This window comes from Pseudooceanicola aestuarii (assembly GCF_010614805.1).
Taxonomy (GTDB): Bacteria; Pseudomonadota; Alphaproteobacteria; order Rhodobacterales; family Rhodobacteraceae; genus Pseudooceanicola; species Pseudooceanicola aestuarii.
The window spans coordinates 254,614-280,307 of record NZ_JAAFZC010000002.1 but is presented as its reverse complement, the minus strand read 5'-3'; the positions used below and the strand labels follow the sequence as shown (position 1 = coordinate 280,307).

Sequence of the window (25,694 nt, the reverse complement as noted above, 5' to 3'; positions counted from 1 at the left end):
GGTTTCCCGGCCGGGCGCCCCTTTTTTCTCACGGGGCGGGGTGCCTCAGGCACCTGCCGCCGTCGCTGCATCCGCGATGCGAAGGATCGACTCCTCCCGCCCGAGAACCAGCAACATATCGAATACGCTAGGGGTGGCGGCCCGTCCTGCGAGTGCGGCCCGAAGCGGACCCGCCAGTTTCCCGAATTTCACACCTTGCCCTTCGGCGAAGCCGTTCAGAGTTTCCTCCAATTCCGACCGGTTCCAGCTAGCATTTTGCAAGCGCGGCGTCAATTCTGACAGCATCTGTCGGGCGTTGTCGTCCAGGTGTTTGGCGGCTTTCTCTTCTGCCACGATGGGGCGATCTGTCAGGACAAATGCCGCTTTTTCAATGACTTCCGGGAAGGTCTTCGCGCGTTCTTTCAACAGCGGCATGGCCTGGGCCAGCAGCGATTTTTTCCCATCGGACAGGGCGTCACGGCCCGTCGCGGTCAGCCATGCCTCCAACTCATGCAGCAGTGCAGCATCTTCCGCAGCCGCCATGTGATGGCCACAGATATTCTCCAGTTTCTTGAAATCGAACCGCGCGGGTGACTTGCCCATCCCGTCAAAGCCGAACCAATCCTGCGCCTGGGTGTCGGTGAACACCTCGTCATCGCCATGGCTCCACCCCAGGCGGGCCAGATAATTGCGCATCCCGGCGGCCGGATAGCCCATGTCGCGATATTCCTCGACCCCAAGCGCGCCGTGGCGTTTGGACAATTTCTTGCCGTCGGGCCCGTGAATCAGCGGGATATGGGCGTAGACGGGCAGGGGCCAGCCCATCGCCTGGTAGATCCCCATCTGCCGCGCGGCATTGTTCAGGTGGTCGTCACCGCGGATCACGTGGGTGACGCCCATGTCATGGTCATCCACCACCACGGCCAGCATGTAGACCGGGCTGCCGTCCGACCGCAGCAGAATCATGTCATCCAGCTGGTCGTTGCGGATTCGCACGTCTCCCTGCACCTGGTCGGCGATCAGAGTCTCGCCGTCGCGCGGGGCCTTCAGGCGCAGGGCATAGGGGGCGTCCGGATGGTCCGACGGATTCGTATCCCGCCAAGGGGAGCGGAACAACGTCGAGCGCCCCTCTGCCTTGGCCGCATCGCGGAACGCCTGAATTTCTTCCTGCGTGGAAAAGCATTTGTAGGCTGCGCCCGCTTCCAGCAGCTCCAGCGCGACGGCGCGGTGCCGGTCGGCGCGCGCGGCCTGGCTGACGATCTCTCCGTCGTGGTCGAGGCCGAGCCAGGCCAGGCCGTCGATGATTGCCTGGGTGGCCTGTGGGGTGGACCGTTCGTGGTCCGTATCCTCGATCCTGAGCAGGAAGCGGCCGCCGCGTCCGCGCGCGAACAACCAGTTGAAAAGCGCCGTCCGCGCCCCGCCGATATGCAGGTATCCCGTGGGAGAGGGTGCGAAACGGGTGACAATCTGTTCTGCCAAGGAGGGATCCTAACCTTCGTTTAACCTGTCCCCGGATAGGGTCGGGCATTGTCTATCGGCCCGAGGAAGGGGTGACAAGTGCGGCGCTTGGGCGAAGTTGCGGCGGCGATCCTGATTGCGCAGCGCGGTGCGCTGTTCGGTTGGGCGCCGGTCTGTCTGGGTACCGGCATCGGGGTCTATTTCCTGCTGGGCGCGGAACCGGGCATCGGCTGGCTGGCGGGACTGGCCTGCGTGGCCCTGGGGCTGGCTGCGCTGGCGCTGCGCGCAGGCGCGGTGGCCGGGCCGCTGCTGTGGGCACTGACGTTGCTGGCAGCGGGGCTGTCGCTGGCGGGCGGACGGGCGCGCATGGTCGGCGCGCCGGTGCTGGAGGGTCGGTACTACGGGACGATCGAAGGGAGGATCGTGGGACTCGACCGCTCCGCCTCCGACGCGCTGCGCGTGACCCTGGACCGAGTGCGCCTGCCGGACCGCGCGCGTTGGCCGGTGCCGCGCCGGGTCCGGGTCTCGTTGCGCGGTCCGCAAGGCACCCGGCCCGAACCGGGCAAGCGGGTGATGACAACCGGGCATCTCTCGCCCCCCGGCGGCCCGGTGGAGCCCGGGGGCTTCGACTTTCAACGCCACGCCTGGTTCCTGCGGCTGGGCGCCGTCGGTTACACGCGTGTGCCGTTGATGGCCCACGCCCCGCCCCAGGGGGCGGAGGCGTTGGTGTTTCGTGCCCGTCTGGCATTGTCGGCGCGGGTCACGGGGGCTTTGCCAGGGGAAACCGGGGCGTTTGCCGCGGCTGTGATGACCGGAGACCGCTCCGCCATGGCGCCGGCCACGCTGGAGGCGCTGCGCGTGTCGAACCTGGCGCATCTGCTGGCGATCTCGGGCCTGCACATGGGGTTGTTGGCCGGATTTGTCTTTGGCGCCATGCGGTTGGCGCTGGTACTGCCGGAACGTATCGCGCTGCGTTGGCCGGTCAAGGCGCTGTCGGCCGGCGTCGCACTGGCGGCAGCGGCAGGCTACCTGGCGCTGTCGGGCGGAAATGTCGCGACAGAACGGGCCTTTGTCATGGTGGCGGTGGCGCTGATCGCGGTGATGGCCCGGCGGCGCGCGATGTCCCTGCGGTCAGTGGCGATCGCGGCATTGATCGTGCTGTTCCTGCGCCCGGAGGCCTTGTTGTCCCCGGGGTTCCAGATGTCCTTTGCCGCGACGCTGGGGCTGGTGGCGGTGTTCGGCGCCTTGCGCGGGCGGATGCGGGGGCGCGGCTGGGTCTGGGCGGTGGCCAGTCTGTTGATCTCCTCCGCCGTGGCGGGGGCTGCGACCGCGCCATTCGGGGCGGCGCATTTCAATCAGGTCTCGCCCTATGGGTTGGCCGCGAATCTGTCCTCTGTCCCTTTGATGGGGCTGGTGGTGATCCCCGCCGCTGTGGTCAGCGCCTGCCTGATGCCCTTGGGGTTGGAGGCGCTGCCGCTGGCCGTCATGGGGGTGGGATTGGATTGGATCCTGTTCGTCGCGCGCGGCGTCTCGGGATGGGAGGGCGCGCGGCAGATGGTGCCATCGCCACCGGGCTGGGCACTCACGACGCTGTCGGCGGGGGCGCTGATGCTGATCCTGTGGCGCGGACCGGGACGATGGCTGGGGCTGGCCCCGATGGGGCTGGCGCTGCTGGCCTGGGTGGGCCCCGCGCGCCCCCCGATCCTGATCGCGGACAGCGGTGGGCTGGTTGGAGTGATGACCGGAGAGGGCCGTGCGCTCAGCCGGCCACGCGGCGCCGGGTTCATCGCCAGCGTCTGGCTGGAGAACGATGGCGATCCGGCAAGCCAGGAGGAGGCCGCTGCCCGCCGCCCCGGTCGCAGCCCGGTGATCCACGTCACCGGCAAACGCGCGGTGGCCGAACTGACCGGATGCGCCGCCGGGACGATCCTGGTGCTGAACCACCCCGCGCCCGAGGGGCTGCGCGGCTGCACGATCCTCGACCCTGACAGTCTGCGCCAGACCGGAGCGATCGCCCTGTGGCCGGCAGGCGCGGGGGCGGCCGAACCGACGGGTATCGCCACTTCAGATCAGGGATGGCGCATGATCACTGCGCAATCGGTGACCGGGCGCAGGTTCTGGAATACCCCCGGCCTTTGGCATCCCTTGGCGATGGACATCGGGGCGATGCTGCCGTGATCCCCCCGGCGAACGCGTGGCGGCCGGATCTGTCAATAGGTGCGAATCAGGCCGACCAACCGCCCCTGAACCCGGACCCGATCCGCAGGCAGAAGGCGGGGCGGGTAGGCGGGATTGGCGGCGACCAGTTCGACGGTGCCGCCCTTGCGGTAGATCTTTTTCAGGGTGGCTTCCTGGTCCTCCACCAGGGCGACGACGATATCACCGTCATCGGCCACCTCCGTCTCCCGAATAACGACCACGTCGCCATTGTTGATCCCGGCCTCCACCATCGAATCGCCGCTGACCTCCAGCGCGTAATGGCTACCGCGCGCCGACAGCATGTCGGCGGGCACGGCGACATTGCGCGTCATCTGGTTGATCGCCTCGATCGGGACGCCAGCGGCAATCTTGCCCATGACCGACAGGCTTTGCGCCTGCGCGGCCTCCACCGGCTGGGCGTCGCGCGGCCGCGAGGCGGGCTCCGACCGGTCGCCGTCGATCACGCGGGGAGAGAAGCCGCCGAATTTCTGGTTGAACCCGTCGGGTAGCTTCACGATCTCGATCGCGCGGGCGCGATGGGCAAGCCGGCGGATGAACCCACGTTCCTCCAGCGCCGTGATCAGCCGGTGAATCCCCGATTTTGAGCGGAGGTCCAGCGCCTCCTTCATCTCGTCGAAAGAAGGGGGGACACCGTCCCGCTGCATCCTTTTGTGAATGAATTCAAGGAGATCTAGTTGTTTCTTCGTCAGCATCTGCCTTGCTCCGCCGCTATTGCGTCCGATTTTGTTCTACTCATGTTCCCTTTTTGTGTCAATAGCGCGAGAGTGGATACTTGCATAGCTGGTCAGATCGGGATGTACTCCACCACGGTCCCCTCCGGTGCCGCTGGCGCATCGGGCGGGCGCAGGATCAGCGCGTCGGATCGCGCCAGCACCGACAATAGCGCGCTGTCCTGACGGGATTCGGGCAGGATCCCGCCTGCGGTCAGGCTGGCGCGCAAGTAATGTTCCCGCGAACCATTTGCAGGCATCGCGGTGCCCAGCGGCGCGCGGCGACGGGGCGCGGGGGCTGCGGGCAGGCCTTGCAACGCGCGGATCACCGGGGCCACGAAGACATGCCCGCATACCATGGCAGAGACGGGATTGCCGGGCAGGCCGATCATGGCTGCCGTCCCCATGCGCCCGGCCATCAGCGGTTTGCCCGGACGCATGGCGACCTTGTAGAAGCTCTGCTTCATGCCGAGTTCCGTCGCAACCGCGCCGACCAGATCATGATCGCCGACGGAGGCGCCGCCTATGGTGATCACCAGGTCTGCCCCTCGCGCCAGGTCAAAGGTGGCGCGCAGGCTGTCGCGGCTGTCGCGGGCGATGGGCAACAGGCGAACGCGGGTGCCCATGGCGCGCAGCATTGCGTCCAGCCCGTAGGTGTTCGATGCGATGATCTGGTCCGGGCCGGGGCTGTCGCCGGGGTTGACCAGCTCGTCCCCGGTAGAGATCAAGGCGACCTCCGGCGCGCGTGTGACCTGCACCCGCGCCGCGTTCATGGAGGCCAGAAGCGCGATTTCCGACGGCCCCAGGAGACATGGCGCGGGAAAGGTGAAATCTGATGGAAAATCAGACCCCTGAGGGCGGATATTGATGTTCTGACTTAAGTCTTGCACCAATGTAACACCATCACCCTCGCGGCTCATGTCTTCTTGAATGATGACGCGGGCGGTGCCCTGGGGAATTGGCGCGCCGGTAAAGATACGCACCGCCTGATTTCCCCCGATACTGCCGGAAAATCCATGTCCTGCAGCGCTTTCGCCGATGATGTTGAACTGCGTGCCGGGGATGGGATCGGGGTCCGCCACTGCGTAGCCATCCATGGCGGAGGCGGAGAACGGCGGCTGCGCACGCCAGGCCCGGACCGGAGCGGCCAGCACCCGTCCAGCGGCGGCACGCAGCGGTATTTCTTCGGAGGGGAGCGGCGCGACGAGTTCGAACAGCGCGTCGAGGGCTTGGGAAACCGGGATCATTCCGCTACGTAACGGCCTGATTTCCCGCCGTCTTTGAGGGAAACCCGGATGCCTCCGATTTCCATCGCACGGTCGACGGCCTTGACCATGTCATAGATCGTCAGCGCGGCGATGGATACGGCAGTCAGGGCCTCCATCTCCACCCCGGTCTGACCGGAGGTCTTCACACTGGCCTCGATCCGCAGGCCGGGCAGCTCGGGATCCGGAGTGATCTCCACCGCTGCCTTGGTCACCGGCAGGGGGTGGCACAGCGGGATCAGGTCCGGCGTTTTCTTTGCGCCCATGATCCCGGCCAGGCGCGCGACGGCGGCCACATCGCCTTTTCCGGCCTGACCGTCAGTGATCATCTGCAAGGTCTCGGGGCGCATCTTCACCCAGCCCTGGGCGGTGGCGATCCGTGCGGTCACGGGTTTGTCCGAGACATCGACCATATGGGCATCGCCCTTGCCGTCGAAATGTGTCAGCGCCATCAGAGTGATCCCGCCGGGCGTGCGCTGCGGGCCAGCAGTTTGCGGGTGGCGGCCTCCACGTCGTCCTGACGCATCAGGCTTTCGCCAATCAGGAAGCAGCGGGCGCCATATTGCGCCATGTCAGCCAGATCTTGCGGCGTGGACAGCCCGCTTTCGGAGATGATGATGCGGTCTTCGGGGACACGGCGGGCCAGGTCACGGGTGGTGTCCAGGCTGGTTTCGAAATTGTGCAGGTTGCGGTTGTTGATGCCGATCAAGCGGCTGTCGAGCTGGGCGGCGCGCTCCAGTTCCTCGCGGTTGTGGACCTCCAGCAGAGCGTCCATGCCCCATTCGTGCGCGGCGGCTTCGAGTTCCGCCGCCTGGGCATCGGAGACGGAGGCCAGGATGATCAGGATGCAATCGGCGCCAAGCGCGCGCGCCTCCGTCACCTGGTAGGGGTCATACATGAAATCCTTGCGCAGCACCGGCAGGTCGCAGGCCTCCCGCGCGGTGATCAGGAAGTCGGGCGCGCCCTGGAACGAGGGGGTATCAGTCAACACCGAAAGGCAGGCGGCGCCAGCAGCGGCATAGGCGCTGGCGATCGCGGCAGGATCGAAATCCTCCCGGATCAAGCCTTTGGACGGGCTTGCTTTCTTCACTTCCGCGATCAGGCCGTAACCCTCGCGGGCGGCTTCGTGCAGGGCGTCGGCAAAGGGGCGGATCGCGGGGGCGTTCTGGGCCTCCGTCGCCACCACGTCGAGCGGTTTCGCGGCCTTGGCGGCGGCAATCTCTTCCAGCTTGTAGGCCTTGATGCGGTCCAGAACGGTCTCGGTCATGCGCCCTCCGGGTGGGTCCAGTTGATCGGCTGCTCCCTCCTTGCTGTAAGCCAGTTGTTGAGGGTTGAAAATGGGCGGGAGCCAAAAAACCCGCGCCGCGCCGACAGGGGCGAGGGATGCGCGCTGCGCAGGATCAGGTGATCCGCGCCGGTGATCTCGGGGGCGAAGGCCTGAGCCTTGGCCCCCCACAGCACGAAGGCGCGGGGCCGGTCGGACAGCGCGCCAAGCACCTGCCGGGTCAGCCGGTCCCAGCCGTATCGGGTGTGGCCGCCCGCGTCACCTTCCGGCACCGTCAATGCGGTATTCAGCAACAGCACGCCCTGGCGGGCCCAGAAACGCAGGTCACCGTTGTCCGGAGCTGCATCAAGATCGGATTGCAACTCTTTGAAAATATTTCCCAAACTTCGGGGCAGGGGGCGGACATGCGGCTCCGCCGAAAAGGCCAGCCCATGGGCATGGCCCGCCGTGGGATAGGGGTCCTGGCCCAGGATCACCACGCGGGTGGCGGCGCGCGGCGTCAGTTCCAGTGCCGCCAGCCGCTGCGGTTCGGGCGGAAAGACGGGCTGGCCCTCCGCTGCCAGACGGCGCGCGATAGCCGGGTAATCCTCGGTAAAGAACGGCAGGTCGGCCCAGTCGCCGATCCGGTCCCGCAGGGCATCGGTCACGGTGGCCTATCCTTCGGAGGTGATCCGCGCCAGCGCGGCAACCCGGTCGCGGGCGGCGCCGCTGTCGATGCTGTGGGCGGCCTGTTCGGCGCCGTCCTTCAGATCCCGTGCCTTGCCCGCGATGGTCAGCGCGGCGGCGGAATTCAGCAGCACGGCATCGCGATAGGCGGTGCGCGCCCCGTCCAGCAGGGCGCGGAACGCCTGGCCGTTCTGCTCTGGCGTGCCGCCCAGGATCTCCTCGAACGGATGGGGCGACAGGCCAGCATCCTCGGGGTGCAGTTCGAACTCCCGCAGGGTGCCGTCCGCCACGGCGCAGACCCAACTGACGCCGGAAATCGCCAGCTCGTCCGTGCCGTCGGAGCCATGCACCAGCCAGGCCCGGTCGGACCCCAGGGTCAACAGCGTCTCCGCCATCGGGCGGATCAGGTCGCGGGAAAAGGCGCCGGTCAGCTGGCGGGTCACCCCGGCGGGGTTGGTCAGAGGGCCGAGAATGTTGAAGATCGTGCGTGTGCCCAGCTCTGCCCGGACGGGACCGACATGGGCCATCGCCGGGTGATGCATCGGCGCCATCATGAAGGCGATGCCGGCCTCTGCCAATGCCCGTTCGACCACACGGGGGCCGACCATGACGTTGATCCCCATCTGGCCCAGGGCATCGGCGGCGCCGGATTTCGACGACAGGTTGCGGTTGCCGTGCTTGGCCACCGGCACGCCCGCGCCCGCCACGACAAAGGCGGTGGCGGTCGAGATGTTCAAAGTGCCCTTGCCGTCGCCACCGGTGCCGACGATGTCCATCGCATCGGCCGGCGCGGTCACTGCGGTGCAGCGGGCGCGCATCACGGCGGCGGCGGCGGCGTATTCGTCGACCGTTTCACCGCGTGTGCGCAGGGCCATCAGCAGTCCGCCGATCTGACTGGGCGTCGCCTCGCCGTTGAACAGGATCTCGAAGGCGCTTTCGGCCTCTGCCCGGGTCAATGGCCGGTCCGCCGCCTGGGCGATCAAGGGTTTGATGGTTTCGGACATGGATGCTCCCCTGCCTCTTCCCGAGGGCGGATATGGTTCTTATACTCCCGCCAGGCGCCCGTTTGACAGGGTGCGCCTGGCAGGCCGGGCGAGGCCGGGCCAGTCGAGACCGGGACAAGCCTAGGCAATCCGTCCCGTCTCGGCCAGGCAATCGGGCCGGGCTCTGTTTGCCCGTGTCGCGCCGCCAGCGTCAAGAGGCGGGGTGTCGGAACTGGCCGGGACAGGGTATTCCGGTCGGGGATCATGGGGGGCAAGCCGGGCGAGGCACGACAGAGTGCCGCGCGCGGGCAGGGACAACAGGCCGGGCAGCAAGCGTGCCGGGCCGATGAAGAAAGGGCAGGCAATGGCACGCGGTTTCCTCTCGGGCATCATATCGGGGCTTTTCGTCTCGACCGCGACGCTGGGATTCATCTCGTTGAACGAACCGCTGCCGGGGGGAGAGGTGCCACAGGCGCCCGCGCCGGATCAGCCCGCCGCCGGGGGCGCTGGCGATGTCGGGGCGGTGGACGCGCGGTTGCCGCAGGCCACCGGCGCCCAGCCCGAGCAGCGCGACGCTTCGCGATCCGTCGCGCCCCGCCCCGACGGGCTGGGGCTGGACCTGGACGCGACGCGCACCGCTGCCGTGCCGGAAACGGGGCAGGCGGAGACGGCGTTGGCACAGGAGCCATCGGACAGTGCCGCCCCGGGCCAGGCGCCGGCGCCCGACACGCCGGTCCAGCCCGCGCCGCAATCCGCGGTGCCCACCGCGCCGCGCGGCGATGCCCGGCCCGATGTGACGACCAGCGCCATCGCCCCGACTGCCACCGCCGCTGCCTCTGGTCCTGATCCCGCCGGGGACGGCCCCGCCGTGCCGCCGACGCCGAGCGATGACAGGGGCGACAGCGCGGGTTTTCCCGCCGGTGAATTGTCCGCGCTGGCGACCGCGCCCGGTGTGGCCGCGCCCCAGGCCGCGCTGCCATCCTCACCGGTGGAACCCGTTTCGCCCGAAGCCGCGCCCGGCGCGGTTGGCGCTGCGGATCAACCCATGGCGGAGGACGCGCAGGAGGTGATCCGCGACACGCCCGAAGCAGCGCCCGAGTCCACAGAGGGCGAAACCGCGTCCGACATTGCGACGGACCCGCCCGAAGAAGCTTCACCGACTGACAACGCCGGTGAAGCCGCCACACCGCCGCCCGCCGTGGCGCGGGCAGGCGGGGGGGGCGCCAGCCTGCCCGGACAGCCCGCCCGACGCTTTACCGACGCGCCCGCGGACGCGTCCGGGGCCGGGCCGGTGCCGCCCTTCATCGCCAATTCCGAACCGGCGGAGGCGGATGACGGCCGCCCCCGCATGGCCATCGTGCTGATCGACGACGGCCCGGAGGGCATTGGCGCGGAGGCGCTCGGAAGTTTCCCCTATCCGCTGACCTTTGCCGTCGATGTCGCCCGCCCCGACGCGGCGGAGGCGATGCGTGCCTATCGCGCCGCCGGGTTCGAGGTGCTGGCCCTGGCCGGCCTGCCCGAAGGCGCCACCGCCCAGGATACCGAGGTCGCGGCCCAGGAATGGTTCCGCCGCATGCCGCAGGTGGTGGGGGTGATGGAATCGCCCGATGCCGGATTGCAGGACAGTCGCGACCAGAACGAACAATTGGCGCGGGCGCTGTCGGATGCGGGCTATGGGCTGCTGCTGTATCCGCAGGGGCTGGATGCCGGGGTGAAATTCGCCAGCCGTCTGGGCGTGCCGTCCGCGACCGTGTTCCGCGACCTGGACGCCAACGGGCAGGAGGCGACGGTTGTGTCGCGGTTCCTGGACCACGGCGCGTTCAAGGCAGGGCAGGAGGGCGGCGTCGTCATGGTTGGCCGTCTGCGGCCCGAGACGGTATCTGCGCTGTTGGTCTGGGGGCTGGCCGACCGCGCCAGCCGCGTCGCGCTGGTGCCGGTGAGCGCCGTTCTGCGTCCGGAGGGCCGCGCGTCGGCGTCGGATGCGCAAGGCGGCTGACCCGGCTCCGACTGTCTGGGGTTCACTGCCTCGATCCTCGGCATCGACGGCAAAGTGCCGGCCCGGAAACAAGACATGAAATGGCAGAAGGCCGCGCCCGAAAGCGCGGCCTTTTTCATGGTGAACGGCGGTGTCGCGAAAAGGCGTCGGCCTTATTGCAGGTTCGCATGCACCGCGTTGATCGCTTCCTGGTCCAGCCTGATCCCGGCATTGTCGCGCAGCAGGACGGAGTAATTGGCGAACAGATCCCGCGCGACCGAAGCGCTGGCCTGGTTGCGCAGGTTCTCGCGCATCTGGGCAATGGTTGCATCCTCGGCATCGGGTCCGCTGATTCCGTCCAGCCGCACGATCAGCACCGCGCCGAACCCGCTGGTGACGCGGATCTCTCCCGGCGCCATCTCGAAGATCGTGTCGACGAAGCCGTTGGGCGTGCCGGCAATCGCGCCCCGGCGGGTGATCTCCTCGCTGGTGGGGGACAGGCCGGCGCCGGCGAAGGTTGCGCCTTCGCGCAGGCGCGGCAGCATTTCCTCGGCCTTGGCGGTCAGCAGGCGGTCGGTCTCCGACGCTTCCCAGGCGGTTTCCAGGCGGTCGCGGACCTCCTCGAAGGGTTGCGGCGCGGGGGGCAGAACCTCGTCCAGGCGCATCGCCAGCAGGGCGCCGCCCTGCAGTTGCATCAGCTCGGGATAATCTTCGGCTGTCAGGGCGTCGGCGGCGGCGTCAAAGCCCGGCTCTGCCGCGATCCCGGTGGAGACACCTTCGAACCAGTCGATGGTTTCCAGCCGCAGGGGCGTGTCCTGTGCGACTTCTTCCAACGTCGCGCCGCCCGCCAGCAGATCCTCCACCGGTTCCATCGCCGCGTCCACTGCGCGTTCGGCAGACAGCAGGGCCAGTTCGCTGCGGATCTTTTCGCGGGCGGTGGCCTCGTCCGTGATCTCGGCTTCCAGGATGCCGTTGATGCGATAGAGCGCCGGGCCAAGATCGCTGGGCGCGGGGCCGACGACGCTGTTGCCCTCGGCGGCAAAGACGACATCGCCGGCAGCGCCAAGCGCGCCCTGGGTCACGTCGCCCAGATCCACATCGGCCAGATCCAGGCCGCGCCCTTCCACCAGGTCGTCGAAATCGGCGTCACCGGACTGGATGCGGGCCATCGCCGCGTCGGCGGCATCCTGGTCGGCGAAGACCAATCGTTCGACCAGACGCCGTTCGGGACGTTGGAATTCGGCAAGGCGCGCCTCGTATTGGGCGGTCACGTCGTCTTCGGAAACCTCGACCTCGCCCAGCAGCATGTCGGGGGTCAGCCAGACATGGGTGATCCGTTTCTGCTCCGGCAGGGTGAAATCGGCGATGTTGTCCTGGTGATAGGCACGCAGGGTTTCTTCGTCGGGGGTGGGCAGTGGCGCATCCAGATCGGACGGTCCCATCCGGGCAAAGGTCACGCTGCGGCGTTCACCGACGTAATCGGCCAGCGTGTCGGCATAGGTCTGCGGCATCACGATCCCCGAGGTGACGGCAGCCTGAAGCAGGGTACGGGTCGTCTCGTCGCGCAGATCGGCCTCGAAGGTCTCTTCGCTCAGACCCGCGCGATCAAGCGCGAAGCGGTAGGTTTCGCGGTCAAAGGCGCCATCGGGAGACTGAAACGCGGGGATGTCGCGGATCTGCTGGCCCAGCGTGGCATCGCCGATGGAGATGCCCATGCGGTCGGCCTCCACATCCAGGGCGCGATCGTTGACCAGCCGGGCGATGACGCCCTCGCTCAGCCCGAATTGCTGCGCCTGCTCGAAAGTCAGCGTCTGCCCGGTCTGGGCCTGCACCGCGCGCAGTTCTTCCTGAACGGCGCGGGCATAGCTGTCGACGCGGATGTCCTTGTCACCGACCGTGCCGATGTTGCGGACCGTGCCGGTGAAATTGGTGGCGCCGAACCCGCCCAGTGCCAGCACCAGAAACCCCAGAAGGGCATAGGCCGCCATGTTCGACCGCTTCTTCTTGGCCATGTAAGTCTCCCTTGGCGCGGGGGGTCCGCGCATCTGGTTCTGTCTAGTCGGCAGCGCGCAGCGGAGCAAGGGCGCGCCGCCAGGGCTGGGCCGTCACGAAACCGTGGGGCGGTTGGGGCAGGACGGGCCGGGGCGTTGGCGCATCGGTTCCGGCCCGGCTGGCAGGCGGCAGGCCGGGGGCGCGCTGCGCAAAGGCCGCCCCCCGGCAGGGGGGGCGGCCCGGTGCGGGGCCGCGGCGCACGCGGTCCGCGGGGATCAGTCGGCCAGGCGCACCAGCGCGTGGCGTTTCTTGCCGGCGGACAGTTTCACCGGCGCCGACAGCGTGGCGCGATCCAGCACCAGGCCCGCATCGGTCAGCGGCGCGTCGTCCATCCGGGCGCCGTTGTCGGCGATCAGTCGCTTGGCCTCCTTGCCAGTCTTGGCCAGGCCGGAGCGCACCAGCAGCTGCACCACCGAAATGCCGTCGCCCAGGTCGGCGGCGCTCAGGGCGAGGGTGGGAAGGTCATCCCCTATGCCGCCCTTCTCGAACACCTCGCGGGCGGTGGCTTCGGCGGCTTCGGCGGCGGCGGCGCCGTGGCAAAGCGTAGTGACTTCGCGGGCCAGGATGATCTTGGCCGCGTTGACCTCCGCCCCGCCCAGAGCGCCTAGCCGCTCGCATTCGTCTACGGGCAGTTCGGTATAAAGCTTCAGGAACCGGCCCACATCGGCATCGGTGGTGTTGCGCCAGAATTGCCAGAAATCAAAGACCGACAGCATGTCGCCGTTCAACCAGATCGCGCCGCCGGCGCTTTTGCCCATCTTCTTGCCGTCCGACGTGGTCAACAGCGGCGTCGTGGCGCCGAAGATCTGGTTGTCCAGCACCCGGCGCGTCAGGTCGATCCCGTTGACGATGTTGCCCCATTGGTCCGATCCGCCCATCTGCAACCGGCAGCCGTAGCGGCGGTTCAGTTCCAGAAAATCGTAAGCCTGGAGGATCATGTAGTTGAATTCCAGGAAGGACAGCGACTGTTCCCGGTCGAGGCGCGATTTGACGGATTCGAAGGACAGCATCCGGTTGACGCTGAAATGGCGCCCGATGTCGCGCAGGAAATCCAGGTAGTTCAGCCCGTCCAGCCATTCGGCATTGTTCAGCATCAGCGCATCGCCGGGCCCGTCGCCGTAATCCAGGTATTTGGCAAAGACCTGTTTCATCCCGTCGATATTGGCGTCGATCGCGTCGGGGGTCAGCAGGGGCCGTTCCTCGCTGCGGAAGGAGGGATCGCCCACCTTGGTCGTGCCGCCACCCATCAGGGTGATCGGCTTGTGCCCGGTCTTCTGGAACCAGCGCAGCAGCATGATGTTCAGCAAATGTCCCACGTGCAGGGATTTCGCCGTCGCGTCATAGCCGATATAGGCGGGCACGATTCCCGCGATCAGTGCCTCGTCGAGGCCTTGATAATCGGTGCAATCGGCCATGAAGCCGCGCTCGATCATCACGCCCATGAAGTCTGATTTGGGATGGTAGGTCATGTCACTTGTCCAGATAGAGGTTGCGCGGCACTGTATAAGGGCCGGTCGGTTAAAGGGAAAGACCATGCGGAAGACGCAAAGCAAAGAGACCCCGGTTCTTGCCCTGGGCGCGATGTCGGGCACCTCGCTGGACGGGGTTGATGCCGCCGTGGTGGAGACCGACGGCCACCGCATCCTGGGGTTCGGCGGCAGCGATTACCGACCCTATACGGAGGCCGAGCGCGCCGTGCTGCGCGCCGCCCTGGGTCTATGGCCGGAGGACGATGTGGAGGCCGCGTCCCAGGTGGTGATGGAGGCCCACGCCGCCCTGCTGTCGCGGTTCCCGGAGGTCGATGTGATCGGCTTTCACGGTCAGACGCTGGCCCATCAGCCGCGCGGGCGGGGCACCCATCAGCTGGGCGATGGCCAGGCGCTGGCTGACCGGCTGGGCCGTCGGGTGGTGTGGGATTTCCGCTCGGCCGACATGGAGCTGGGGGGCGAGGGCGCGCCGCTGGCGCCGTTCTTCCACCATGCCTGCGCGCGCCATATCGGTGCCGATGCGCCGCTGGCGTTCCTGAACATGGGTGGGGTGGGCAATCTGACCTGGGTCGATCCGCGCATCCCGCGCCCCGAGGCCGAGGGCGCATTGCTGGCCTTTGACACCGGGCCGGCCAATGCGCCGTTGAACGATCTGATGCAGACGCGGCGCGGCCAGGCCTTCGACCGTGACGGTGCCCTGGCCGCCGAGGGGGAAGTGGTCGAAGGCGCGTTGGAGCTGTTCCTCGACGATCCCTATTTCTCCCGGATGCCGCCGAAATCGCTGGACCGGAATTCCTTTGGCGACATGGTCGGCCTGGTGGGAGAGCTGGGCGATGCCGACGCCGCCGCAACCCTGACGGGCATGGCGGCGGCCTCTGTCCTGCGCGGCATGGACCATTGCCCCAGCCCGCCGGCGCGGATGCTGGTGACGGGCGGCGGGCGGATGAACCCGGTGCTGATGGAGATGCTGCGCGCCACTCTGGATTGTCCGGTCGAACCGGTGGAGGCCGTGGGCCTGGACGGCGACATGCTGGAGGCGCAGGCCTTTGCCTACCTGGCGGTACGGGTGATGCGCGGCCTGCCGACATCCTGCGCCAGCACCACGGGTGTGCGCATGGCGGTGGGCGGCGGCACGGTCAGCCGCCCGCGCGGCGCCGCGACGGTATGACAGCGCACCGCCGGGGAGGGCGAAAGTCGCGTTACCGCTAACATTCGACATTGTGATGAGGCCGCGATCTGCTATGGTGCGCGCGACTTTCGCACCCCGATCCAGAGGGAGCCCACCATGGTATCGCGCGTCATCCCGGTTGAATCCTTCGACCTTGTCATATTCGGCGGCACCGGCGACCTGGCCCGGCGCAAGATCCTGCCGGCCCTGTTTCGCCGCTTCTGCGCCGGCCAGATGGAGGACGGCGCCCGCATCATCGGCGCGGCGCGGTCGGAACATACCACTGCCGAATACCGGCGCTTCGTCGCGGAGGCGATCGCCGAATTCAACGCGGGCCGCAGCTGCGAGACCGGAACGCTGGACGCCTTTCTGGACAGCATCTCCTTTGTGCAGATCGACGCGATGGGGGACACCGGCTGGTCGGAACTGGCCGGGCTGATGCAACCCGACCGGGTGCGCGCCTTCTATTTCTCCGTCGGGCCCAGCCTGTTCGGGCCGCTGGCCGAACGGCTGCACCAGCACGGCATGGCCGACAGCGATACCCGGATCGTGGTGGAAAAGCCTTTTGGCCGTGACCTGGACAGCGCGCGGGCACTGAACGTCACGCTGGCGCAACATTTCGACGAAAGCCAGATCTACCGGATCGACCACTACCTGGGCAAGGAGACGGTGCAGAACCTGATGGCGGTCCGCTTCGGCAACATGCTGTTCGAACCTTTGTGGAACTCGCAATATGTCGACCACATCCAGATCACCGTCGCCGAGACCGTCGGCGTGGGCGGGCGTGGCGAATATTACGACAAGTCGGGCGCCATGCGGGACATGGTGCAGAACCACCTGATGCAGCTGCTGTGCCTGATCGCGATGGAGCCGCCGGCCAAGTTCGACCCAGACGCCGTGCGCGACGAGAAGCTCAAGGTCATCCGCGCGCTGGACGCGGTGCGCGCCGAGGACATCGTGCGCGGTCAGTACCTGGCAGAGGCCGAGAAGCCCGGATACCTGGAACATGTCGACGATCAGACCAGCCGCACCGAAAGCTTCATCGCGCTGAAACTGGGGATCAGCAATTGGCGATGGGCCGGCACACCGTTCTACCTGCGCACCGGCAAGCGGCTGCGGGCGCGGACCTCTGAAATCGCGGTGGTGTTCAAGGAAACGCCGCATTCGATCTTTGAAGACGACGGCGGCCGGCACCGCAACATCCTGACCATCCGCCTGCAACCGAATGAAGGCATGGACCTTGGGGTGACGATCAAGGAGCCGGGACCGGGGGGGATGCGCCTGATCGACGTGCCCCTGGACATGACCTTTGCCGATGCCCTTGGCCCCGACGGCGAGGACGTGCCGGACGCCTATGAGCGCCTGATCATGGACGTGGTGCGCGGCAACCAGACCCTGTTCATGCGCGGCGACGAGGTAGAAGCCGCCTGGGCCTGGACCGATCCCCTGATCGCCGCGTGGGAGGCACGGGGCGATCGGCCGCAAGCCTACGAATCGGGTTCCTCCGGTCCGGAGGACGCCCTGATGCTGATGCATCGCGATGGCCGGCGCTGGCGGGAGATCCGGCCATGAACCTGATTGAATACCCCGATCGCGACGCGCTGGCGCTGGACCTGTCGGATGTGCTGACCTCGGAACTTGGCGCCGCGCTGCGCCACGAGGATCGCGTGACCTTCTGCGTGCCCGGCGGGTCGACGCCCGGACCGATCTTCGACGCGCTCACCGCCGTGCGACTGGATTGGGATCGGGTCGACGTGGTGCTGAACGACGAACGCTGGGTGCCCGAGACGTCGGAGCGATCCAACACCGCCATGCTGCGCCGCCGCCTGCTGACCGGCCATGCCGCCGCCGCCACCCTGCTGTCGATCCGTGCCGATACCGCCACGCCCGAGGACGCGCTGGACGGTCTGGCCGCGGACCTGGCGCCGCATCTGCCGCTGGACGTGCTGCTGCTGGGAATGGGCGCGGACATGCACACCGCCTCGCTCTTTCCCGGCGCGGACCGGCTGGCGGATGCGCTGGCTCCGCGCGCGCCGCTGCTGCTGCCGATGCGCGCGCCCGACCTGCCGGAGGCCCGGATCACCCTGTCGGCCGAGGCCCTGCGCGGCGCGCTGTCCACTCATATCCTGATCACCGGCGCGGAAAAACGCCGGGCCCTGGAGGCCGCGCGCGATCTGCCGCCCGAAGAGGCGCCGATTGCCGCGCTTCTTGACGGGGCGATTGTTCACTGGGCGGAATAGGGCCGGACGAGACAGAACCGATACCGCCGGAGATTTTCCCGGACCAGACAAGGCCGGACGAGACCAGACAAGGATTACCGCCCATGTGGGACAGATTGAACCGCCTAGGCGCGCAAAGCGGTGACCGCGCCATTTCCACCCTGTTCGAGGCGTCCGACAGGTTCGAAAGCTACTCGGTCCGCTTTGACGGGCTGGTCTTTGACTATTCCAAGACCAATATCGACGCCGACACCCGCAATGCCCTGATCGCCCTGGCGTCTGAGGCCGATCTGGCCGGGCGCCGCGCCGCGATGTTCAAGGGCGCCGCCATCAACGAGACGGAGGGCCGCGCCGTCCTGCACACCGCCTTGCGCAACCTGGATGGCGGGCCGGTCCTGGTGGACGGCACCGACGTGATGCCGCAGGTGCATGCCACCCTCGATCGCATGGAAACCTTTGCCGAGGATCTGCGCACCGGCCGGATCAAGGGGCAGGGCGGGCGCATCACCGACGTGGTCAATATCGGCATCGGCGGCTCGGACCTGGGACCGGCGATGGCCTGCCAGGCGCTGCGTCCCTATTGTGACGGGCCACGGGTGCATTTCGTGTCAAACGTCGATGGCGCCCATGTGCATGACGTGCTGGCATCGCTGGACCCCGCGACGACGCTGGTGATCGTGGCCTCCAAGACCTTCACCACCATCGAGACGATGACCAACGCGCAGACCGCCCGCGACTGGATGGCGCGCAAGGTCACCGACCCGGCGGCGCAATTCGCCGCGCTTTCCACCGCGTCGGACAAGACGGCGGAATGGGGCATCGCGCCGGACCGCGTCTTCGGCTTTGCGGATTGGGTCGGCGGGCGGTATTCCATGTGGGGACCGATCGGCCTGTCGCTGATGATCGCCATCGGCGCCGAGGGCTTCGGCCAGATGCTGCGCGGCGCGCAGAGCATGGACCGCCATTTCCGCGATGCCGATCCGCTGCACAACATGCCGCTGATGCTGGCGCTGGTCGGGATCTGGCACAACCAGGTGCTGGGCCATGCCACCCGCGCGGTGCTGCCTTATGAACAACGCCTGCTGCGGCTGCCCGCCTATCTCCAGCAGTTGGAGATGGAAAGCAACGGCAAGCGCGTGTCGATGCAGGGCAAGGAGCTGGGCCACCATTCCGGCCCCGTCGTCTGGGGAGAGCCGGGGACCAACGGGCAACATGCCTTTTATCAGCTGATCCACCAGGGCACGCGGGTCATTCCCTGCGAATTCCTTGTCGGCGCACGCGGGCACGAGCCCGATCTGGCACATCAGCATGACCTGCTGGTCGCAAATTGCCTGGCGCAGTCCGAGGCGTTGATGCGGGGCCGCCCGCTGACGGAGACGCGCCGGATGATGGCCGAACGCGGGTTGCAGGGCGCAGAACTGGACCGCCAGGCCGCCCATCGCGTCTTTCCCGGCAACCGGCCCTCGACCACGCTGCTCTATCCGCTGCTGACGCCCTACCGGCTGGGTCAGATCGTGGCGCTTTATGAACATCGCGTGTTTGCGGAGGGGGTGATCCTGGGGATCAATTCCTTCGACCAATGGGGGGTGGAGCTGGGCAAGGAACTGGCCTTGTCCCTGGCTCCGATGGTTACCGGTGCGGCGGCGGCGCAGGGCAAGGACGGCTCGACCCTCGGGCTGATCAGCGAATTGCACGACATGCAAGCCGAGGAAACCGACGCCTGACGCCGCAGTGCAAGGCGGGAGGCCCCTCGCGACCGCGTATTGAACGCACCTTGGGGAAAGGCCGTCAGCCGCGAGGGACGCGCCATCCGTCCAGGCAACGGCCCAGGAGACAGCAGAATGGCGCGTAGGGCAGCGAAACCGGCCACCTTGCCACCGCGTATACACGGTGGGTCGCGGGAGAAGTTTCACCATCGGTGAATTTTTTTCACAGGTCGTGGCTGCTGTCGCTTGCTGGCGGCGTGAACCGCAGTGCCTGGCCGCCCGCTGCTCGTCGCCTGCCGCCTTTCGCCTGTCACCCGGTTCGCGATGCACCGCTGGCCGAGTCAGAGGGCGGCGAAATGATCCTGCGCCTGGCGCAGCGGGTTTGACCAGCTCAGCCTGGCGGCGGCCCGAAGGTTCGCGGAGACGCCATTGTTGGACAGGACCGCCAGGGCGCCCGATTTCTCTGGGCACAGGCAGATCGCGCAGGTTGATCCTGCGGTCCCGCCATCGTGGTAAATCAGCCGCGGCGATTGGCTGTCGGGCCGCCAGGACAACCAGCCGGCGCATTGCGCCGACCTGTCGGGATTGCCCCGAAACCCCAGCCCGACGATCGGCACGGCAGATCGGCAGATCGCCCGGTCAAGCGGCGTTTCCGCCCCTTCCAGCGCCCGCAGGACCGCCCTGGAAAACCGCGCCAGATCCCCTGCGGTCGACCGCAGGCACCCCGCAGCGGCCATCGCATCGAAGGTCCAGGGCGGGACTGGTGCCCCCCGGGTGGTCCGGGGTTGCATGAACCGCGCGGTCTGCTGGGCATCCAGACGGCTGGTGGTATCGCGCAGGGCAAGGGGGCGCAGGATCCTGTCCGCCAGCAGATCGACAAAGGGTTGCCCTTCACACAGGGCCATCGCCTCGCCCAGCAGGCCGACACCGAGGTTCGAATAGGCATGGCGGCGCTTCGATCCGGGGTCCGTGCCGGGCCATGTGCGGATCCAGTCGAACAGATCGGCACGGGAGAATTCGGCATAGGGATCGGCGGGCAAGGGGTGGATCAGCGCTTTCCAGATCGGCACGTGAATGCGCGGCAGGCCGCTGGTGTGGGAAGTCAGGCGCGCCGGGGTGATCCAGTCCGGCACGTCGTGCAAATCGTCCGAGATCTCGCGCAGGGGCGCTGCGGGGTCGATCTTGCCTTCCTCCACCAGCAGACACAGCAGGATCGCGGTGAACACCTTGGTGATGGAGCCGATTTCAAAGATCAGGTCTTCGCAGGGCACCCCGGGCATCTCCGCGCCGGCAAGGATCGTCTGGCTGGCGTCGCGGTGCAGGGCGAAGGCAACGACGCGGTGTCCCGGCCCCTCGTAGGGGGCCATCATGCGGCGAAGGCGGGTGGTTTGCGATGGCATGTCCAGGGCCCTTTGGACGGCGGGTGCAGGCGGTATCCTGCGAAAGGGCCTTCGCCCGTGACCGGGCCGGGCTGGGCCGGGGCGTGCGGGCGGGGGCAGGCGGTCGTGGGCGAAGGAGCGCCTGACCGGGGTCCGGGGCCTTTGGGGGCAGCGTTGCCGCGACAACCTCCCCCACCATTCGGCGCGGGGTCAGCGGCCCTGAACCTCGGGCCGGGGGTGCCCCTGCCGGCTTTGCGGCTGACCGGCAAGGGCGCGCAGGCTTAGCCGCGCAGGATGGCGCGGCCGGCATATTCCGCCGTCTCGCCCAGCAATTCCTCGATCCGGATCAGCTGGTTGTACTTGGCCAGCCGGTCGGACCGCGCCAGCGAACCGGTCTTGATCTGACCGCAATTCGTGGCCACCGCCAGATCGGCGATGGTGGCATCCTCCGTCTCGCCGGAGCGATGCGACATGACGTTGGTATAGCGCGCGCGATGGGCCATATCGACGGCCTGCAACGTCTCTGTCAGGGTGCCGATCTGGTTGACCTTGACCAGCATGGAATTCGCGCAGCCCCGCGTGATGCCATCGGCCAGCCGCGCCGGGTTGGTGACGAAAAGGTCATCTCCCACCAGCTGCACCTTGTCGCCCAGCAGGTCGGTCAGCGCCTTCCAGCCCTCCCAGTCGTCTTCGGACATGCCGTCCTCGATCGAGATGATCGGATAATCTGCGACAAGCCCGGCAAGATATTGCGCGTTTTCCTCGGCGGTGAAGGTCAGCCCCTCGCCGGACAGGACGTATTTGCCATCGCGGTAATATTCGGTCGCGGCGCAATCCAGCGCCAGGTGAATATCCTCTCCGGGGCGATAGCCGGCCTTCTCGATGGATTTCAGGATGAAATCCAACGCGGCGCGGCTGCTTTCGATCTCGGGGGCAAATCCGCCCTCGTCGCCCAGCCCGGTGGACATGCCGGCGGCCGAAAGTTCTTTCTTCAGGACATGGAAGACCTCGGCGCCCATGCGCACGGCCTCGCGGATGTTCTCTGCCGCGACGGGCATGATCATGAATTCCTGAATGTCGATCGGGTTGTCGGCATGTTCGCCGCCGTTGATGATGTTCATCATCGGCACCGGCAGCACCCGCGCCGAGGTGCCCCCGACATAGCGGTAAAGCGGCTGGGCGGTGAAATCCGCCGCCGCCTTGGCCGTGGCCAGGGAGACGCCGAGGATGGCATTGGCGCCCAGCCGGGCCTTGTTGTCGGTGCCGTCCAGCTCGATCATCGCCATGTCGACGGCGACCTGTTCCGTGGCGTCGAACCCGACCAGCGTTTCCGCGATCTCGCCATTGACGGCGGCGACGGCCTCCAGCACGCCCTTGCCGGCGTAGCGGGCGCTGTCGCCGTCGCGTTTCTCCACCGCCTCGTAGGCGCCGGTGCTGGCGCCCGAAGGCACGGCGGCGCGGCCCAGGGTGCCGTCCTCCAGCATGACATCGACCTCGACCGTGGGATTGCCCCGGCTGTCGAGGATTTCGCGGGCGTGGATATCGACAATTGTGCTCATGGGGTGGTCCTTCGCCGGAATGGATTTTGCCCGCGTTGTACGGGGGCTTGCGCGGCTTGGGAAGGGTGGGACGCGGGGTTTTGCGCAAACACCGCAGGCTATGGAGAGCGGGGGCAACAGCAAGGGCGCGACCGTGCCGGTGTTTGCAATCCCCCTGCCCACAAGGCGCGCGCGACACGTCGGATCGGTCGGGGGCGGACCGGTGCCATGCGGTTCGGGGAAGGTCGCGGGGCGTGGGCGGGGCGCTGCCGTTTCCCTTTTCGCGGGCCCCTCGGGGACATGGCGCGGCAGGCCGGAAAGGGGCTCGCCGTTATGGCTTGGCCAAGGTTCGGAATGCGGGGGTGCGTGGGTCTTGCGCGTCTCCTGTTCGATCCCTCAGCGGCGCCGTTGAGGGCAGACGAGGCGGATCAGTCGTCTGTCTTGCGGCGCACACCGTAAAGTTCCAGCTTGTGGCCGCGCAGCTCGTAGCCCAGTTTGGCGGCGATGCGCTCCTGCAAGGCTTCGATCTCGGGGTCGACGAATTCGATCACCTTGCCGGTTTCCATGTCGATCAGGTGGTCATGGTGGTCGCGTTCGGCATCTTCGTAGCGCGCGCGGCCATCGCCGAAATCGACCTTTTCGAGGATCCCGGCTTCCTCCAGCGTCTTGACGGTGCGGTAGACCGTGGCCAGCGAGATTCGAGGGTCGCGGGTGGCGGCGCGGGCGTGCAGTTCCTCCACATCGGGATGGTCGCGGGACATGTCCAGTACCGAGGCGATGACCTTCCGTTGCTGGGTCAGGCGCAGGCCGCTGGCTTCGCAGCGGGTGATGATGGTGTCGCGCTTTGGCATTCAGCTCTCCCGATGGCACCCTTGTGGCAAACCCCGTGTCCCTTGGGCAAGTCTTTCGAGGGGGCACAGCGCAGGAGGCGGCGCTGTGCCACAGCCGCGCGGGCAGGGGAAGGGGCAAAGGCGCCACGCCGGGTCTTGCCGCAGGGGAGGGAGCCCGTCAGGGACCGGGACGCGGAAGGTCCACCAGAAATTTCCGACCAAGGGTCGCGGCGGGAGGCGTGGAGGAAGGTCCGGCGCCGGTGGGGGCACGGGGGTTCAGACGGCGGAGCAGGGTCGGCGCACCCCACCTGTAGCGCGGCGCTACGCATAACGGTGGGCGCAGAGTAGCGCCCAACGGGGCGCGTTTGCGCAGCCGCGCCAGCCCGGTCGACCCGTGATCGATGCGCAGATCCAAGATGTCGCGATTTGCCTGAAAAATCTCCCGGATCAAAGCCTCGATCCGGCGGTTGGCAATTTCCGTGCCCCGGTTGTCCTTGCGCGCGCCGCGCATGTAGGGGCCGCTGTCGACATCGTCGAAGAAGATTTCCGCCCCCTCCGCCAGGTGGGGGAAATAGCCGTAGACTTCGCGCGCGACATGTTCGCGGGTGTGCAGGCTGTCGATATAAAGGATGTCGATCCCCGCCCGCAGCCCCGGCGCCGCGTCCAGCACCCGCGCAACGTCGGCAGAGCAGGATTGCACGAATTGCCACTGGCCCGAGTGGGCCGCCCCCGCGCAATCGCGGATATCGACGGAGACCAGGCGCGCGCCGGTTCGGCCATGGATCGCGTTCAGGAAAACCCGCGTGCTTTGTCCCTGATCGACGCCCAATTCCAGGATCTGCGCGGCGGGGCGGGCCGTTGCGGCTGCGTGAAGTTGCAGCAGTTGGTCGGCGGCGAACCGTCCGTCATCGGGATCGGCCGCGCGCTGGCGCAGAATGGCAATATAGTCGTCATACATCTCCTGTCCCCCGTTGCGGCGGCCCCTGTTCGGGGCAGCTTGGGGGGAGAGACGTTAATTTTTGGTGTAGAGCGACCCGCCTTTGCGGATCACTCCCACTCGATCGTGCCCGGCGGCTTGGAGGTCACGTCATAGGTGACGCGATTGATCCCCTTGACCTCGTTGATGATGCGGGTGGCGGTTTCGCCCAGGAAATCATGGCTGAAGGGATAGTAATCCGCCGTCATCCCATCGACGGAGGTCACCGCGCGCAGGGCACAGGCGAAATCATAGGTGCGCCCGTCGCCCATCACGCCCACGGTGCGCACCGGCAGGATCGCCACGAAGGCCTGCCAGATCTCGTCATAAAGGCCATGCTTGCGGATCTGGTCGATATAGACGGCATCGGCCTTGCGCAGGATCTCCAGCTTTTCGCGGGTGATCTCGCCGGGGCAGCGGATCGCCAGGCCCGGCCCGGGGAAGGGGTGGCGGCCGATGAAACTGTCGGGCAGGCCCAGTTCGCGGCCCAGATCCCGGACCTCGTCCTTGAACAATTCCCGCAGGGGTTCGACCAGTTTCAGGCCCATCTTTTCGGGCAGGCCGCCGACGTTGTGGTGGCTTTTGATCGTGACGGAGGGGCCGCCGGAGAAGCTGACCGATTCGATCACATCGGGGTAAAGCGTACCCTGCGCCAGGAATTCCGCGCCTTCGATCGTGTCGGCATGTTTCTGGAACACGTCGATGAACAGGCGGCCGATGATCTTGCGCTTGGTCTCCGGGTCGGAAACACCGTCCAACTCACCCAGGAACAGATCGCTTTCGTCGGCGTGGATCAGCGGCAGGTTGTAATGCTCCCGGAACATGCCCACGACTTCTTCGGCCTCGTTCAGGCGCAGCAGCCCGTGATCGACGAAGACGCAGGTCAGTTGCTCGCCGATCGCCTCGTGCAGCAGGATCGCGGCGACAGAGCTGTCCACCCCGCCGGACAGGGCACAGATGACCTTGCGGTCGCCGACCTGTTCGCGGATCTTGCGGATCGCCTCTTCGCGGTAGGCGCCCATGGTCCAGTCGCCGGTAAATCCCGCGTCGCGCACGAAATTCTCGTACAGCGTGCGACCATTGGGGGTGTGGTGCACCTCCGGGTGGAACTGGACCGCGTAGAACCGGCGGTCAAGATCGGCGGTGATCGCAAAGGGCGCGTTGGGCGAGGTGCCGTAGACCTGAAAGCCCGGCGCCAGGTCCGAGACGTGGTCGCCATGGCTCATCCACACCTGTTCGCGGCACGTTCCGTCCAGGAACCAGCCCTGCAACAGGTCGATCCGGTCGTCCGATGGGGTCACCCAGGCCCGGCCGAATTCGGACGTGCCCTCGCCGCCCACGACGCGGCCGCCCAGATCCTGCATCATGACCTGCTGGCCATAGCAGATGCCCAGGATCGGCACGCCCAGCCGGTAGACCGATTGCGGCGGGCGGGGCGATCCCTCCCGCGTGACGCTGTCGGGCCCGCCGGAGAAGATCACCGCCTTGGGCGCGAAATCGGCCAGGAAGGCATCGGTGACGTTCTGGTAGGGGTGGATCTCGCAATAGACATTCAGTTCCCGCAGGCGGCGCGCGATCAGCTGCGTCACCTGGCTGCCGAAGTCGATGATCAGAAGGCGGTCGTGTGAGGTCTCGGACATGGGGGTGCATTAGCTTCCGCCGCGCGAGAGGGCAAGCGCGTTCGCAGCCCGGCCCGCCGCTTTGACGCCGGTTGTCGCCGGTGCGGGCGGCGGCATGTCGTTTTCCCCCCTCACGCGCCGCAATCCATCCGTGGACGGCAGGGCCCGGATTGTAGAGA

General features: G+C 67.4%; 20 protein-coding genes. 6 read left to right on the top strand and 14 right to left on the bottom strand.

Going from position 1 to position 25,694, the window contains the following annotated elements:
- Positions 1-45 precede the first annotated feature (45 nt).
- A complete protein-coding gene (gene gltX / locus G5A46_RS14280; RefSeq protein ID WP_163850411.1) occupies positions 46-1,458 on the bottom strand; it encodes a glutamate--tRNA ligase in 1,413 nt (470 codons plus the stop codon).
- A 78-nt stretch (positions 1,459-1,536) separates the two neighbouring features.
- Between gltX and G5A46_RS14275 the strand changes: the two genes are divergently transcribed.
- Positions 1,537-3,615, top strand: coding sequence for a ComEC/Rec2 family competence protein (locus tag G5A46_RS14275; RefSeq protein WP_163850409.1), 2,079 nt, complete (start codon positions 1,537-1,539; stop codon positions 3,613-3,615).
- Between the two features lie 32 nt (positions 3,616-3,647).
- On the opposite strand, the gene lexA is transcribed toward G5A46_RS14275, so the two are convergent.
- The 6 genes from lexA to trpD all read right to left on the bottom strand — a co-directional run bounded on the left by lexA (position 3,648) and on the right by trpD (position 8,587).
- Positions 3,648-4,349, bottom strand: coding sequence for a transcriptional repressor LexA (gene lexA / locus G5A46_RS14270; protein WP_163850407.1), 702 nt, complete (start codon positions 4,347-4,349; stop codon positions 3,648-3,650).
- Between the two features lie 92 nt (positions 4,350-4,441).
- Positions 4,442-5,614, bottom strand: coding sequence for a molybdopterin molybdotransferase MoeA (locus G5A46_RS14265; RefSeq protein WP_163850405.1), 1,173 nt, complete (start codon positions 5,612-5,614; stop codon positions 4,442-4,444).
- Positions 5,611-6,084 carry a cyclic pyranopterin monophosphate synthase MoaC gene (gene moaC / locus G5A46_RS14260; RefSeq protein WP_275585268.1) on the bottom strand — a complete coding sequence of 158 codons (474 nt, stop codon included), beginning with the start codon at positions 6,082-6,084 and terminating at the stop codon, positions 5,611-5,613. The genes G5A46_RS14265 and moaC overlap by 4 nt, the downstream gene beginning before the upstream one ends.
- Positions 6,084-6,899, bottom strand: a complete 816-nt coding sequence (trpC, locus tag G5A46_RS14255) for an indole-3-glycerol phosphate synthase TrpC (protein WP_163850403.1) — start codon at positions 6,897-6,899, stop codon at positions 6,084-6,086. The genes moaC and trpC overlap by 1 nt, the downstream gene beginning before the upstream one ends.
- Complete coding sequence (locus G5A46_RS14250) at positions 6,896-7,564, bottom strand: uracil-DNA glycosylase (protein ID WP_163850401.1); 669 nt, start codon at positions 7,562-7,564, stop codon at positions 6,896-6,898. Before G5A46_RS14250 ends, trpC begins: the two co-directional genes overlap by 4 nt.
- Before the next feature lie 6 nt (positions 7,565-7,570).
- A complete protein-coding gene (gene trpD, locus G5A46_RS14245) occupies positions 7,571-8,587 on the bottom strand; it encodes an anthranilate phosphoribosyltransferase (RefSeq protein ID WP_163850399.1) in 1,017 nt (338 codons plus the stop codon).
- A gap of 343 nt (positions 8,588-8,930) precedes the next feature.
- Here trpD and G5A46_RS14240 point away from each other — a divergent pair, with 343 nt between their 5' ends.
- Entirely contained in the window at positions 8,931-10,562 is a 1,632-nt protein-coding gene (locus G5A46_RS14240) for a divergent polysaccharide deacteylase family protein (protein WP_163850397.1), read from the top strand.
- Positions 10,563-10,714: 152 nt separating this feature from the next.
- Here G5A46_RS14240 and G5A46_RS14235 read toward each other — a convergent pair whose 3' ends face one another.
- On the bottom strand, positions 10,715-12,553 hold the full coding sequence (locus tag G5A46_RS14235; protein ID WP_239520923.1) for a SurA N-terminal domain-containing protein: 1,839 nt from the start codon (positions 12,551-12,553) through the stop codon (positions 10,715-10,717).
- 255 nt (positions 12,554-12,808) lie between these two features.
- On the bottom strand, positions 12,809-14,062 hold the full coding sequence (gene tyrS / locus G5A46_RS14230) for a tyrosine--tRNA ligase (RefSeq protein ID WP_163850395.1): 1,254 nt from the start codon (positions 14,060-14,062) through the stop codon (positions 12,809-12,811).
- Positions 14,063-14,126: 64 nt separating this feature from the next.
- Here tyrS and G5A46_RS14225 point away from each other — a divergent pair, with 64 nt between their 5' ends.
- The 4 genes from G5A46_RS14225 (at position 14,127) to pgi (ending at position 19,191) form a co-directional block, all read left to right on the top strand.
- Positions 14,127-15,248, top strand: a complete 1,122-nt coding sequence (locus tag G5A46_RS14225) for an anhydro-N-acetylmuramic acid kinase (RefSeq protein WP_163850394.1) — start codon at positions 14,127-14,129, stop codon at positions 15,246-15,248.
- A gap of 117 nt (positions 15,249-15,365) precedes the next feature.
- Positions 15,366-16,820 carry a glucose-6-phosphate dehydrogenase gene (gene zwf, locus G5A46_RS14220; protein ID WP_163850392.1) on the top strand — a complete coding sequence of 485 codons (1,455 nt, stop codon included), beginning with the start codon at positions 15,366-15,368 and terminating at the stop codon, positions 16,818-16,820.
- Entirely contained in the window at positions 16,817-17,488 is a 672-nt protein-coding gene (pgl, locus tag G5A46_RS14215; RefSeq protein WP_163850390.1) for a 6-phosphogluconolactonase, read from the top strand. Before zwf ends, pgl begins: the two co-directional genes overlap by 4 nt.
- 83 nt (positions 17,489-17,571) lie before the next feature.
- Positions 17,572-19,191: a glucose-6-phosphate isomerase gene (gene pgi / locus G5A46_RS14210; RefSeq protein ID WP_163850388.1), complete on the top strand. Its 1,620-nt coding sequence runs from the start codon at positions 17,572-17,574 to the stop codon at positions 19,189-19,191.
- A gap of 323 nt (positions 19,192-19,514) precedes the next feature.
- Here pgi and G5A46_RS14205 read toward each other — a convergent pair whose 3' ends face one another.
- From G5A46_RS14205 to guaA, 5 genes are all read right to left on the bottom strand, one after another.
- Positions 19,515-20,573 carry a serine hydrolase domain-containing protein gene (locus tag G5A46_RS14205; RefSeq protein WP_163850386.1) on the bottom strand — a complete coding sequence of 353 codons (1,059 nt, stop codon included), beginning with the start codon at positions 20,571-20,573 and terminating at the stop codon, positions 19,515-19,517.
- A 260-nt stretch (positions 20,574-20,833) separates the two neighbouring features.
- Positions 20,834-22,111 carry a phosphopyruvate hydratase gene (gene eno, locus G5A46_RS14200; RefSeq protein WP_163850384.1) on the bottom strand — a complete coding sequence of 426 codons (1,278 nt, stop codon included), beginning with the start codon at positions 22,109-22,111 and terminating at the stop codon, positions 20,834-20,836.
- A gap of 407 nt (positions 22,112-22,518) precedes the next feature.
- Positions 22,519-22,941, bottom strand: a complete 423-nt coding sequence (locus G5A46_RS14195; RefSeq protein ID WP_163850382.1) for a Fur family transcriptional regulator — start codon at positions 22,939-22,941, stop codon at positions 22,519-22,521.
- Positions 22,942-23,098: 157 nt separating this feature from the next.
- On the bottom strand, positions 23,099-23,878 hold the full coding sequence (locus tag G5A46_RS14190) for a class I SAM-dependent methyltransferase (RefSeq protein ID WP_163850380.1): 780 nt from the start codon (positions 23,876-23,878) through the stop codon (positions 23,099-23,101).
- 89 nt (positions 23,879-23,967) lie between these two features.
- Positions 23,968-25,536, bottom strand: coding sequence for a glutamine-hydrolyzing GMP synthase (gene guaA, locus G5A46_RS14185; protein ID WP_163850378.1), 1,569 nt, complete (start codon positions 25,534-25,536; stop codon positions 23,968-23,970).
- Between the last annotated feature and the right edge of the window lie 158 nt (positions 25,537-25,694).